8 protein-coding genes are annotated in these 12,932 nt (G+C 58.3%); 7 read left to right on the forward strand and 1 reads right to left on the reverse strand.

All coding sequences use genetic code 11. The features are described 5' to 3' along the window. Positions 1-283 precede the first annotated feature (283 nt). From ACP151_RS05945 to ACP151_RS05965, 5 genes are read left to right on the forward strand one after another with little or no spacing between them, the layout of a single operon-like run. On the forward strand, positions 284-2,065 hold the full coding sequence (locus ACP151_RS05945) for a dipeptide ABC transporter ATP-binding protein (protein ID WP_424977941.1): 1,782 nt from the start codon (positions 284-286) through the stop codon (positions 2,063-2,065). Beyond that, positions 2,058-3,971: an ABC transporter substrate-binding protein gene (locus ACP151_RS05950; protein ID WP_424977942.1), complete on the forward strand. Its 1,914-nt coding sequence runs from the start codon at positions 2,058-2,060 to the stop codon at positions 3,969-3,971. Before ACP151_RS05945 ends, ACP151_RS05950 begins: the two co-directional genes overlap by 8 nt. Continuing rightward, positions 3,971-4,999, forward strand: coding sequence for an ABC transporter permease (locus tag ACP151_RS05955; protein WP_424977943.1), 1,029 nt, complete (start codon positions 3,971-3,973; stop codon positions 4,997-4,999). Before ACP151_RS05950 ends, ACP151_RS05955 begins: the two co-directional genes overlap by 1 nt. Continuing rightward, positions 4,996-6,150: an ABC transporter permease gene (locus tag ACP151_RS05960; RefSeq protein WP_424977944.1), complete on the forward strand. Its 1,155-nt coding sequence runs from the start codon at positions 4,996-4,998 to the stop codon at positions 6,148-6,150. Before ACP151_RS05955 ends, ACP151_RS05960 begins: the two co-directional genes overlap by 4 nt. Continuing rightward, positions 6,147-7,502, forward strand: a complete 1,356-nt coding sequence (locus ACP151_RS05965) for a CoA transferase (RefSeq protein ID WP_424977945.1) — start codon at positions 6,147-6,149, stop codon at positions 7,500-7,502. The genes ACP151_RS05960 and ACP151_RS05965 overlap by 4 nt, the downstream gene beginning before the upstream one ends. A gap of 187 nt (positions 7,503-7,689) precedes the next feature. On the opposite strand, the gene ACP151_RS05970 is transcribed toward ACP151_RS05965, so the two are convergent. Continuing rightward, positions 7,690-10,059: a mechanosensitive ion channel domain-containing protein gene (locus ACP151_RS05970; RefSeq protein WP_424977946.1), complete on the reverse strand. Its 2,370-nt coding sequence runs from the start codon at positions 10,057-10,059 to the stop codon at positions 7,690-7,692. 405 nt (positions 10,060-10,464) lie between these two features. On the opposite strand from ACP151_RS05970, the gene ACP151_RS05975 reads away from it, so the two are divergent. Both ACP151_RS05975 and ACP151_RS05980 read left to right on the forward strand, forming a co-directional pair. Further along, positions 10,465-11,691 carry a glycosyltransferase family protein gene (locus ACP151_RS05975; RefSeq protein ID WP_424978022.1) on the forward strand — a complete coding sequence of 409 codons (1,227 nt, stop codon included), beginning with the start codon at positions 10,465-10,467 and terminating at the stop codon, positions 11,689-11,691. Then, entirely contained in the window at positions 11,688-12,932 is a 1,245-nt protein-coding gene (locus tag ACP151_RS05980) for a glycosyltransferase family 4 protein (RefSeq protein ID WP_424977947.1), read from the forward strand. The genes ACP151_RS05975 and ACP151_RS05980 overlap by 4 nt, the downstream gene beginning before the upstream one ends.

Here is a 12,932-nt window from a genome sequence, read left to right on the forward strand (position 1 = left end):
CTGCTGCAAGTACGTGCCTTTGGCTGAAGCCTACCCCCACATTTTTTTTGTGATCCGGCGATGGGCTGCCGCTCCCCGGCCCTTCAACTGGTAATGAATGTTGGGGGCAAAGCCATCTTCGGGCAGCAAGACGTTCATTTTCATTGCTGATTTTCCGGTACTAAGGCGGCAATTGGCCAAATGGGGTTTGACTAATCCTTCCCCGGCTTGCGAAGGTACTGAAAAAATCAAGGGAAACCGCGATCTCATGAGCGTCGTGAACGAGCCAGGCGGACAAACCTGAATGCGCCCACTGCTGTCCGTCGAAAACCTCAGCATCGGGTTTGGCAAAGGTGACTCCGTTGTCAAAGACGTGAACTTTGCTGTTCAGCCCGGAGAGACGCTTGCCCTGGTTGGCGAGAGCGGCTCAGGCAAGACGATTTCTTGCCGCGCCGTTCTCCGCATACTTCCAAAAGTTGCGCAGCTGAGGTCAGGACGGATTCTGCTGGATACCCGTGGAAAAGCACTGGATCTTGCATCGCTGGATGAATCCCTGATGCGCGGCGTGCGTGGCAACACCATCTCGATGATCTTTCAAGAACCGATGCGTTCGCTGTCACCGCTGCACCGGATCGGCAATCAGGTTTCCGAAGTGCTGTGGCTGCATGGGCGCAAATCTGAACGCGAGGCGCGAGAGATCGTTCTGGAGTGTTTTGAACGGGTCGGATTTCCGGAACCGGAGCGCACCTACCGTTCTTATCCGTTTGAATTGTCAGGCGGCATGCGCCAGCGGGCGATGATTGCCATGGCAATGGTTGCCAAGCCGGATCTGTTGATTGCGGACGAGCCGACCACAGCTCTGGACGTGACCACTCAGGCGCAAGTGCTGGGGCTGATGAAAGATCTGCAGCGTGAAACCGGCATGGCGATGATTTTGGTGACCCATGATCTGGGCGTGGTTGCGAACATGGCCGAGCAGGTAGTGGTGATGCACAAAGGCCGTGTTATGGAAGCAGGGCCCGCCGAACCCATTTTGCGCACGCCTGCCCACCCCTACACAAAAGCATTGTTCGATGCCGCCCCGGAAATCCCGGAGGCCAAAGTCGTTGCAATCCCCCCTGCACGCGACGATCTGATCATGGAGATGAAATCTGTCTCCAAGACCTATACGCTGCGAGCTGGCAAAGGCTGGCAGGCTCCCACATTGATCCACGCCTGCCGTGAGATTGATCTGCGGGTAACACGCGGCAAAACACTGGCGATTGTCGGGGAGAGCGGATCGGGAAAAACCACTGCCGCCCGCATCGCCTTGGGAGCTGAAGCGCCCGATCCCGGCGGTGAAGTACTGTTCCGGCCCCTCCCCGGCCAGCCCCCGGTTACGGTCCATGACATGGACCAAGGTACCAGGACTGCGTTCCAGAGACAGGCGCAAATGGTGTTTCAGGACCCGTATTCGTCCCTGTCGCCCAGAATGCGCATTCAGGACACTCTGATGGAGCCTCTGGACATCCACCGCATCGGAACCCGCGCTGAGCGCCGCGAAAAGGCTGCTGAAATGCTGCGTCTTGTCGGCCTGTCGCCCGACATGCTGAAACGCTATCCGCACGCCTTCTCGGGGGGGCAGCGTCAGCGGCTGTCGATTGCGCGGGCCCTGATGCTTGATCCTGCGCTGATTGTCTGCGACGAGCCGACGTCTGCGCTCGATGTGTCAGTTCAGGAACAGATTTTGCGGCTGCTGGAAGAAATCCGCGACAAAAACAATCTTTCGTACCTGTTCATCAGCCATGACCTTGCCGTAGTGGCGCGTATCGCCGACGAGGTTGCGGTAATGCGGCGCGGCCTGATCGTGGAACAGGCCCCGCCGGAGACGTTGTTTTACAACCCCCAGCACCCTTACACAAAGGCGCTGATCGCGGCGCAGCCGGAACCGGACATCGACAGGCCGATTGACTTGAAACTGGTGGCCCAAGGGGCAGGCACACCTGAGCATTGGCCCGAAGCGTTTCGGTTCAGTGGCGCCGATGCTCCGCCGCTCGTCGGACTAAGACACTTAGAACCTGGCCATAAGGTGCGCTGCCATGTTTGATGCACTGAAACCATTTCTGTCCGCTGCTTTCTGCCTATGCGCTGTTCCTGCTATCGCAGACATAAAACTGCAGGAGAGCGGTTTCTGGAAATCAGAGGTCAAGGCAGGATACCTGCCGCCCGTAGCCAAGCGTCTCCCAAAGGTGCCACTGGTGGTAGACTTGGCCGCCAAGGGCCGGGAGTTCGGCACTGAGGGCGGAACGCTCAATACCATGGTGACGCGCTCCAAAGATATTCGGCAAATGGTCGTTTACGGCTACGCCCGGCTGACAGGTTACGACGAGAATTACCAGCTGCAACCAGACATCCTTCTGGGATACGAAAACGAGGGAAATCGCAGATTCACATTGAAACTGCGGCCCGGGCACCACTGGTCCAGCGGTGATGCTTTTACATCTGACGATTTCCGGTACTGGTGGGAAGATGTTGCCAACAACGAATTGCTGAGCCCCGCCGGCCCGCCAGATTTTCTGCGGGTGATGGGAACCTTGCCACGGGTTAGCTTTCCGGATGAAACCACGGTGATATATGAATGGGATAACCCGAACCCCAGTTTCCTGCACACTCTGGCTCAGGCCCGTCCGCCTTTCATCTACCGCCCTGCCAAGTATCTAAAGAAGTTCCACGCAGACTATGCTGACCCAGAAGTTCTGGAAGAGGAAGTCGACTACGCCCGTGTCAAAAGCTGGGCTGCGCTGCACAATAAATACGACAATATGTACAAGTTCGACAATCACGAGCTTCCGACACTGCAGCCATGGATCAATGCCTCGCCAGGCAAGAAGATCCGGCACCAGTTTGTACGTAACCCCTATTACCACCGCATCGACAGCCGCGGCGTGCAATTGCCTTATATCGACACGGTTGAGATGGAAATCGTGACCCCTGGCCTGGTGGCAGCCAAATCAAACGCTGGAGAAGCGGATTTGCAGGCCCGCGGACTGGATTTCCGCGATATTCCGATCCTGCGCAAAGGCGAAAAGGATAACTCGGGCTACAAGACTTTCCTTTGGGGCAATGGCGCGGCTTCGCAGATCGCCATTTACCCGAACCTCAATACCCAGGATCCGATCTGGCGGGAGATCCTGCGCGATGTACGGGTGCGGCGCGCCTTGTCATTGTCCATCAATCGACGCGCCATTAACCGGGCGCTGTATTTCAATCTCGCGAAACCCGGCGCCATGACCGTTCTGGAACAGAGCGAGCTGTTTGACCCCGCCCTGCGCGAAGCCTGGGCGCAGTTTGACCCGGAACAGGCAAACCGCCTGCTGGATGAAGCCGGGCTGACAAAAAAGGATGGCTATGGCATCCGCTATCTGCCGGACGGTCGCCTGATGGAACTGATTGTGGAAACCGCCGGCGAACGCCAGGAAGTGGAAAACGCTCTCCAGATCATTACTGATGACTGGCGCGATGTCGGAGTAAAGCTGATCATGCGCCCGCTGGACCGGGACATCCTGAGAAACCGGGTCTTCTCCGGCAACTCCATGGCCTCTGCGTGGTTCGGCTGGGACAACGGTTTGCCACAGTCCTATACATCCCCGGTATATCTGGCCCCAACAGATCAGGTCTTTTTGTCTTGGCCGAAATGGGGCCAGTACTATCAGACCGGCGGCGCAGCGGGCGAGCCGCCTGACATGGAGCCAGCCCAGCAATTGCTCTCCTTATTGGAAAACTGGGATATGGCCACCTCGGAAGATGAACGCCTCTCCGCCTGGCGGTCAATGCTGCAGATCCACGCCGATCAGGTCTATGCCATTGGTGTGATTGCCGCCGCACCGCAGCCCGTAGTCGTCAGCAACCGGCTGCGCAATGTTCCAGAGCAAGCAATCTGGGCCTGGGATCCGGGTGCACATTTTGGTGTCTACCGGCCGGATGAGTTCTTTTTTGAGGATGGCCTGGATTAATGGAAATTCTGCGATACGCCATCTACCGCTTTGGCACCATGCTGATGACCCTGCTGGTGGTATCGGTTCTGGTGTTTGTCATTATCAACCTGCCCCCTGGCGACTACCTGTCGAACCAGATCGCCGAACTGCAGGCGACCGGCCAGTCTGCCGGTGTCGCCAAGGCCGAATTCCTGCGCAAGGAATATGCGCTGGATAAACCCCTGTGGCAGCAATACATGATCTGGATGGGGTTCATGCCCGGCCCGCATGGGTTTTCCGGTATGATCCAGGGCAACTTTGGCTGGTCCTTCGAATTTGACAGCCCGGTTGCCGACATTGTTGGCGACAGTTTGTGGCTGACTGTTCTGGTCAATCTGGCAGCCGTCGTCTTTGTCTATGCCGTCGCCCTGCCCCTGGGTGTGATGGCCGCTGCCCGCGCCCGCTCTTGGGTCGACTACACAACTGCTTTTGTCGGATACCTAGGCCTTGCCACCCCGAACTTTCTGCTGGCGCTGATCATGTTTTACTACGGCCACCGCTGGTTTGATCTGCCAATCGGCGGGCTGATGGCACCAGAATACGAGGGGATGCCGATGAACTGGGACAAGGTGAAATCCATTCTTGTACATCTGATCGTGCCTACCTTTGTGATCGGAACAGCTGGCGCCTCGGCGATGATGCAGCGGCTGCGCGCCAATATGCTGGATGAATTGGGCAAACCCTATGTGGAGACCGCAATAGCCAAAGGTATGGCGCCCTCTCGGATGCTGGCCAAATACCCGCTGCGAGTGGCCTTTAATCCGTTTGTGGCGGACATCGGCAATCTGCTTCCTTCTATGATCTCCGGCTCCGTCCTCGTGTCAGTGGTTTTGGGGTTGCAAACCATCGGCCCAACCCTGCTGACGGCGCTCAAAACCCAGGACATGTTCCTGTCCGGTTTTGTGCTGATGTTCGTTGCCCTGCTCACGCTGATCGGCACCATGATCTCAGATGTTCTGCTTGTACTGCTTGACCCCAGAATCCGCTACGAAGGGCGCAACGCATGACCCACCTGCCCGACGGACGCTATGTCGATGACCAGCCTTTCGATCCTCAGGCTTCCCTGCTGGAGTTGGAGCGCAAGGACCTTGACGCCCCTAATTGGCTGCTGGTCTGGCGCAAATTCAAGACGCACAAGCTGGGCCTGATCTCTGGCATCTTTCTCTTTATTGCTTACTTCCTGATCCCTTTCGCCGGCTTCATAGCCCCATACGGCCCGAACCAGCGGTTTTCAGAACACCTCTACTCACCGCCGCAATCAATCAAGTTGTTCCATGAGGGTGAGTTTGTCGGCCCATTTGTCTATCCGATGACGTCAGAGGCAAATCTGGAAACCTTCCAATGGGAATTCAGCCCGGACACTTCGCGTCCTCTCAAGCTCACTTTCTTCTGTGAAGGCAGCACCTATTACCTGGCCGGATTCATAGAAAGCAACCGGCACCTGTTCTGCGCCGGCGAGGAAGCGACGATCTTTATCATGGGCTCCGACCGGCTGGGCCGCGATATCTTCAGCCGGGTGTCCTATGGCGCACAGCTGTCACTGACAGTTGGGTTGATCGGGATCACGGTCTCTTTCGTGCTGGGCATTTTCTTCGGCAGTGTTGCCGGTTACTTTGGCGGCCGGATCGATTGGACCGTGAACCGGGTGATCGAAATCCTGCGCTCACTTCCTGAGCTGCCTTTATGGCTTGCACTGTCTGCCGCGGTGCCGTCGAACTGGTCTCCGGTTGCGGTGTTTTTCATCATTTCAATCATTCTCGGCATCCTTGACTGGCCCGGCCTTGCCCGTTCTGTCCGCGCCAAGTTTCTATCCTTGCGGGAAGAAGAATATGTCCGTGCTGCAGAAATGATGGGCGCATCCTCCGGCCGCGTGATCCGCAAGCATCTGCTGCCGAACTTCATGTCGCATCTTATCGCGTCAGCGACGCTGTCCATTCCAGCCATGATCCTGGGTGAAACCGCTCTCTCATTCCTCGGCCTTGGCTTGCGAGCACCGGCAGTAAGCTGGGGCGTGATGCTGAATGACGCACAGAATCTGACGTCCGTTGAGATCTATCCCTGGCTGGCCATTCCCATGCTGCCAATTGTTGTTGTTGTGCTTGCCTTCAATTTCCTCGGCGACGGGCTGCGTGACAGTCTCGACCCCTATCAGCAGTGAGCTTGCTCAATGCCTTGCCTTCGACAGAGCAGTTTTGCCTGACAGGCAGCGGCAAATGGTCAAGCGCCTTTGCGGTCACTGATCTGGCCAGCGCTTCTATTGCCGCTGTAGGGCTCGAGTTGGCAAAGCTGATCGCGTCGTTGAACCTTGCGCCCGCCGTCCCCCAAGTGACTGTGGACCAGCGCCTTGCGTCCCTGTGGTTCGATTGCAGTTTCCGCCCTGACGGCTGGCAGCTGCCTAACCTGTGGGACACAATCGCAGGGGTCTACGAAACCCAAGACGGCTGGATCCGTCTGCACACCAACCTGCCGCATCACCGCCAGGCGGCCCTGAATGTTTTGGACTGCGATGCCACGCGGGAATCCGTGGCTGCTGTTGTAAAGCATTGGCAGGCTGACGACCTTGAAAACGAAACCGTAAATGCGGGCGGCGTTGCCGCTGCCATGCGCAGCCGCGAAGACTGGCGCGCGCACCCGCAAGGCCGCGCCGTTGCGGCAGAGCCATTGATTGACTGGGTTTCTCCCGGCTTCATCCAGCTGCGTGAGCGGACGCAAGCCACGGCAGAACGCCCTCTGGCGGGTCTGCGTGTTCTGGATCTTACCAGGGTTCTCGCCGGGCCTGTCTCAACAAGAACCCTGGCGGGCTTTGGCGCGGATGTACTGCGGATCGACCCTCCTGGCTGGGACGAGCCGGGGGTAATCACCGAAGTGTCACTGGGCAAGCGCATGGCTTCACTCGACCTGTCCATGGGCGAAGACCGCTTGGTCTTTGAAGCTTTGCTCTCCAAGGCCGATGTCTTTGTGCACGGATATCGGCCGGGCGCTCTTGACGGGCTGGGGTATGATGCAACCAACAGGCGTCGGCTTGCACCGAACGCAGTGGAGGTGACTTTGGACGCCTATGGCTGGACAGGCCCCTGGGCCGCACGGCGCGGGTTTGACAGCCTAGTACAGATGAGCGCAGGCATAGCGGATGCAGGTCGCGACTGGGCTGGTTCCCGAACGCCTCACCCGCTGCCGGTACAGGCTTTGGACCATGCCACCGGATACCTCATGGCTGCGGCGGTGCTTTCAGCACTCAATGCAGCGGCACAAGGCGCGCCAGTGCCGTTGGCCCGCCTGTCGCTGGCACGCACTGCAGAACTGCTTGCCGGGATGGACACGTCCACTCAAGGGCCAGAGATTACTGGTCCGGCCGCCGCAGACTACGCACCGCATACCGAAAAAAGCAGCTGGGGACCTGGCCGCCGACTGGCTGCCCCGCTCCACCTCAGCGCCACAACACTGCATTGGGAGCAGCCGGCCACCCGCTGCGGCAGTTCCCCGGCTGCCTGGCAAACCGCCCGGCAATAAGCGAACCCGACTGTCCCTCGACCGTTTGGAGGAGAAGACCAGAGCTGGAAGAGGTCAGGCCGCACCAGACCGAAGCCTTTCTGGCCTCATGGCTGCTTGATCATCCCGCTCTTCAGCGCGGCATCACCGCTCCCTTCAATCCGGCCTCGGCAATAACCAAGTAAAGAACAGCCACCGCCCAACCAGTTCAGCGGTCGTCGCCATGCGGTCCGCCCATGTCCTCCAGCATATCTTCGTCAATGGCTGCTTGCGCAGCGCCCAAAGCCGCCTCTTTTTGCTTGGGGGTCGCGTCTTCCGCATGGTCAGGGGCCAGGCGTACTGTAACTTCCCGGTGGGCGAATTTAACGCCCTCGCGCGCAAAGAGTTCGCGGATCTCCTGGTACACCCGCTTGCGGACAATCCACTGGTCGCCCGGTTTGGTCATAAATTTCACTCGGATGATCATTGCAGAATCCTGCATCTCAATCACCCCTTGAGACTTCAGCGGCTGAATAAACGTGTGGCCGACAACCGGGTCGTCCATCAGCTGTTGACCAAGCTTCTTGATCAGTTTCCTGACCTTCTCCACATCGGTGTCATAGGTCACCCGCATCGGAAGTTTCATCATGACCCAGTCGCGGGAATAGTTGGTCAGCACTTTGATCTCGCCAAAGGGGATCGTATGCAGTGCGCCCAAATGATGGCGCAGCTGGAAAGAGCGGACTGAGATCTTCTCAACGGTGCCTTTTACATCTCCGATGTCGATGTATTCGCCTTTTCGGAAGGCATCATCAATCAGGAAGAACGCGCCCGAGAAGATATCCCGGACCAGGGTTTGCGAACCAAAACCCACGGCCAGACCGACGACACCAGCACCTGCAAACAGCGGGCTGACATTGATCCCCAATTCCAAGAGAACAATCAGCACGATCGACACCAGCACAACCGCCAGTATCCCACCGCGGAACAGCGGAAGCAGCGTGGCCAAACGGCTGGCGCCACCTGCCCCGCCCTCATCGCCCAATTCACCGGGCTCTACGTCTCCGACTTCCTCGTCGATCTTGCTGTCGATCCATATCCGGAACAGGTGATAGACGATGTAGCCAATGAACAAGATCACCGTCACGTCGATCATCCGTTCGGCAGCCGTTGTTTCTATCCAGCTGGCTTCCGGGTTCCAGACGATAACTAGCGAGTAGGCGCCGACCACAAAGGCCAGAATACCGGCAACCCGGCGGGCCAGATCTTCGTAGGTGGCAATTGGGTGTTTGGCCTGCGGGACAGGCTCTTCGTCATCAAAGTCTTCCTTGCCTTCCGGGCTTGCACCATCTTCGAAAGCCGAACCGGCATCGCTCTCTTCAACGCCAGGCAAACCACCCGCCGCCGCAACCAGCCGGGAGCGTCGAAAATAGCGTTCGATGACATAATTGATTGCCCCATAGACAATCAGAATGGTGGTCAGCACAAAATAACTGCCCGCCATAAGAGGGATCGAAACATCCTTCTCCAGCACCAGATCAAAGGCCAGTTTGAGCCAGCCAAAAGCCATATAGGCCATCAGCAGCGGCGCCCATGCGACGGCCAGGATACGCACCAGCCAGGAACATTCTTCACCTGCCCGCCCGGCCCGGATCGCGTTTGAAATCGCCCGGCCGTTGACCAGAACCATCAGCAAATTGCCAAGTGTCCCCACCAAGGCAAGCACACCGTAGACCATTGCATAGACATTGTAGTTTAGACCGAAATCTCCAACCCAAGTGGCAAACAGTGTCGAAGAAATGTCGTAGGTTGCCAGCAATGAAGCCCAGACATAAAGCCGTTTGGCATCACGGTCTGAAAACACCGGTATCCTGTATTGTGCCAGGAAAGGTGACAGCACCATCCGCCACAGATCCGACACCGTGCGGGCCAGGAAAAAGGCTGTGTAGATCGCTGTAACCGTGAACTCTATGGATGGGTCACCGGATGCGCCAAAGATCAGATAGGACAGCAGGGCTGCAAAAACCATTGCAAAAACCGTCCCGCCGATCCCCATCAGGAACCGGAAGACCAGGAATGGCATCTTCTCCTCGTAGCCTTCCGGGCGAGCAAGGATTCTTGCCACGACAAAGCGTTTGGCAAAACGCTTGCCGTAAATCTCAGTCGACAGCCAGCGACCAATCAGCAGAAAAAGAACACTCCAGGACAACACCTCAACATAGGTCAGGATCCGCCCGTCGGGACTGGTCTGCCGCAGGATGTACTGCATTTCGAAAATCGAATAAGGAAGAGCCTCCAGCCTGCTGTTCAGCTCTGCACGAAAGGCCGCGACTTTCGACTGCGCCTTCATCAGCATGGAGGGCTGCTCCATGGCATGGGATGCTGACGCATCCGCCTCCTGTCCGGTTTCCAGCGGCGCATTCAGCAACCGCCCGCTGCTGTCAACCACCAGAACACTGACGCCGTTTTCCGCCGCTTGTTCGATTGCCTGCGAAAGCGCCTCTGCGCCGCTCACATCACTTTCCTGCGCGCCCGCATGGGCCGCCGACCCAAAGATCAGCACCAGACAAAGCAGTGTCCGAAACAATGATTGCAGCATGTCTGGCTATCCTTCTAAAATCTTAAACCAAATTAACCACCTGCTGGCCCGTTGCGCAAATGGCGCGAACGCATTTAGCTGTGCACTATGCAACAAGGTCGCATGATTGCATGCACACCGTCTCCGGGCTATACAAATCCGGATAGCTGCCCTGTGGGCAGAATGCCGCAACGCTCCGCCTCGGCAGAAATGTCCGGATCGCAATAGGCAAACGTAGATATAGACCGTCCCTTTGCCGCAAATGTGCAATGGGTACCCAAACTGAGTACGCAAACTGAGGCGAACGATGGCCGAGCACGAATGCACGCGCCCGGAGACAAGCGGCAGCAAAAGCTGGCCTTTTCCAAGCAGCGCAACCGTCTGCTGGCGGTCACACGCTCTGCGGCGATCCTTCCAGGTTTTCACATGACGCACCCAGGCATCTTTCCAATTCCAGATGAGGCAGCAGAGCGCGGCCCCCGGGTTATGTTCTATAGCCACGACACTTTTGGCCTTGGGCATCTGCGCCGTTCGCGGGCTCTGGCCGGCGCGATAACCGCTGCTTACCCAGACGCCTCAGCACTGATCCTCACTGGTTCACCGGTTGCCGGACGGTTCTCTTTTCCCACCCGGGTCGACCATGTGCGCCTTCCCGGCGTGATCAAGCGCTCAGACGGTTCGTATGCGTCGCGCACAATGGGAATGAGCATTGAAGAAACCGCTGACCTGCGTGCCGCTCTGATCCGTTCGACCGTGGAGCAATATGATCCTGACGTCCTGATTGCCGACAAGGAACCCAACGGATTTCGTGGTGAACTAATGCCTGCGCTTGACCTTCTGAAGACGCGTGGACGCTGCAAGATGGTTTTGGGTCTGCGTGATGTTCTGGATGAGCCCGAAGTGCTGGCAGCAGAATGGAAGCGCAAACATGCCGTAGAAGCCACCCGCGACTTTTACGATGAAATCTGGGTTTACGGTCCGCGATCCGTTTATGATCCGGCAGCGGGCCTGCCGTTCACCCCTGAAATGCGGGCCCGGATGCATTGGACCGGCTACCTGCGCCGCGATCTGGGCCAAGTGGGCGAACCGCCAGAGCAGCCCTATTTGCTGGTCACTCCCGGCGGCGGCGGCGATGGTGAGATGATGGTGGATCTAGTACTGTCCGCCTATGAGGCCGATCCAGAGCTCTCTCCCCGTGCCGTACTGGTGTACGGACCTTTCTTGTCGGGCGAGACGCGGGATGATTTTGAGGAACGTGTCGCCCGCTTGAACGGCCGTGTCACCGCAGTCGGGTTTGAATCCCAGATTGAAACCCTGTTTGCCGGCGCCCAGGGGGTTGTTTGCATGGGCGGCTACAATACGTTCTGCGAGGTCCTGTCCTTTGACAAACCCGCTGTAATCGTGCCCCGCACCACCCCGCGTCTGGAACAATGGATACGCGCCAGCCGGGCTGAGGAGATTGGCCTTACAACAATGCTGGATGAAACCCGGGACGGGTGGACAGCCCCCGCTTTGGCGCAGGCAATCCGCGCTTTGGCGACACAGCCGCCACCATCTTCTGCCGGTTCCGAAGGGCTGCTGGACGGTCTGGACTATGTGACACGGCGTGTCGCCGCCCTGCTTCAGAACGATCATCAAGAGGCTGCTGAATGAACACTTGCCGCCCGCCCCTTGCGGTGGTGGTCAAGGGCTGGCCGCGCCTGTCCGAGACATTTATCGCTCAGGAACTGGCCGCCTTGGAGGCAGCCGGGCATGCATTGGAAATCTGGCCACTGCGGCACCCCACAGACGTCAAGCGCCACCCGTTGCATACGCAGATAAAGGCCAAAGTGAACTATCTGCCAGAGTATCTGCACGAAGAACCGGAGCGCGTCTGGCAAGCGCGTGCCGTTGCTCAGCAACTGCCCAAATACGGGGAAGCCTACGAAATCTGGCGCGCTGACCTGCGCCGTGACCCCACCCCCAACCGCATCCGCCGCTTTGGCCAGGCCTGCGTGTTGGCGGCGGAACTGCCTGATGAGGTTTTGGGGCTCTATGCCCATTTCTTGCATACGCCTTCGTCGGTCGCCCGCTATGCCGCCATCATGCGTGGCTTGCCCTGGAGCTTTTCTGCCCACGCCAAAGACATCTGGACCTCGCCGGATTGGGAGCTGAAGGAAAAGCTTTCTGCGGCCCATCACGGCGCCGATTTCGGCGCCACCTGCACCGGCTTTGGCGCCAGGCATCTGCAAGAATTGGCCGACACGCCGGACCGCGTTGATCTGGTCTATCACGGTCTGGACCTGACCCGTTTCCCGCCTCCGCCGGAACGCAAACCACGGCTGCCGTATGATCCCATTCATTTTATGTCCGTCGGTCGCCTGGTTGAAAAAAAGGGCTTTGACCGTTTGATTGCCGCGCTCGCTTTGCTGCCCACAGGGCTTGACTGGCACTGGACCCATATCGGCGGCGGTGGATTGAGCGATCTGCTGCAGGGCATGGCAGAAGATGCAGGCATCGCCAGCCGCATCACGTGGCGCGGGGCTTGCGACCAGCCCGAAGTGGTCGCAGCGATGCGCACGTCAGATGTATTTGTGCTGCCGAGCCGCGTGGCTGCAGACGGCGACAGGGACGGGCTTCCCAACGTGTTGATGGAAGCCGCGTCTCAAGCTCTTCCAATGTTGTCGACCCCGGTTTCAGCGATCCCAGAATTCATTGATCACGGCACCCATGGCCTGCTGAGCGAAGACAGCCCGGAGGCGCTGGCTGAATCCCTGCTCTATGCTGCGCGCCAGCCGCAGAAACTCGCAGAAATGGCAGGTGCGGCACTTGTCCGACTGCGCACGGACTTCGGTATGGACCCCGGCATCGCTCAGCTGTCCAAACGGCTGAATGCGATGCTTCAAGGCAGCTGA

Source organism: Leisingera sp. S232 (assembly GCF_049800895.1).
Taxonomy (GTDB): domain Bacteria; phylum Pseudomonadota; class Alphaproteobacteria; order Rhodobacterales; family Rhodobacteraceae; genus Leisingera.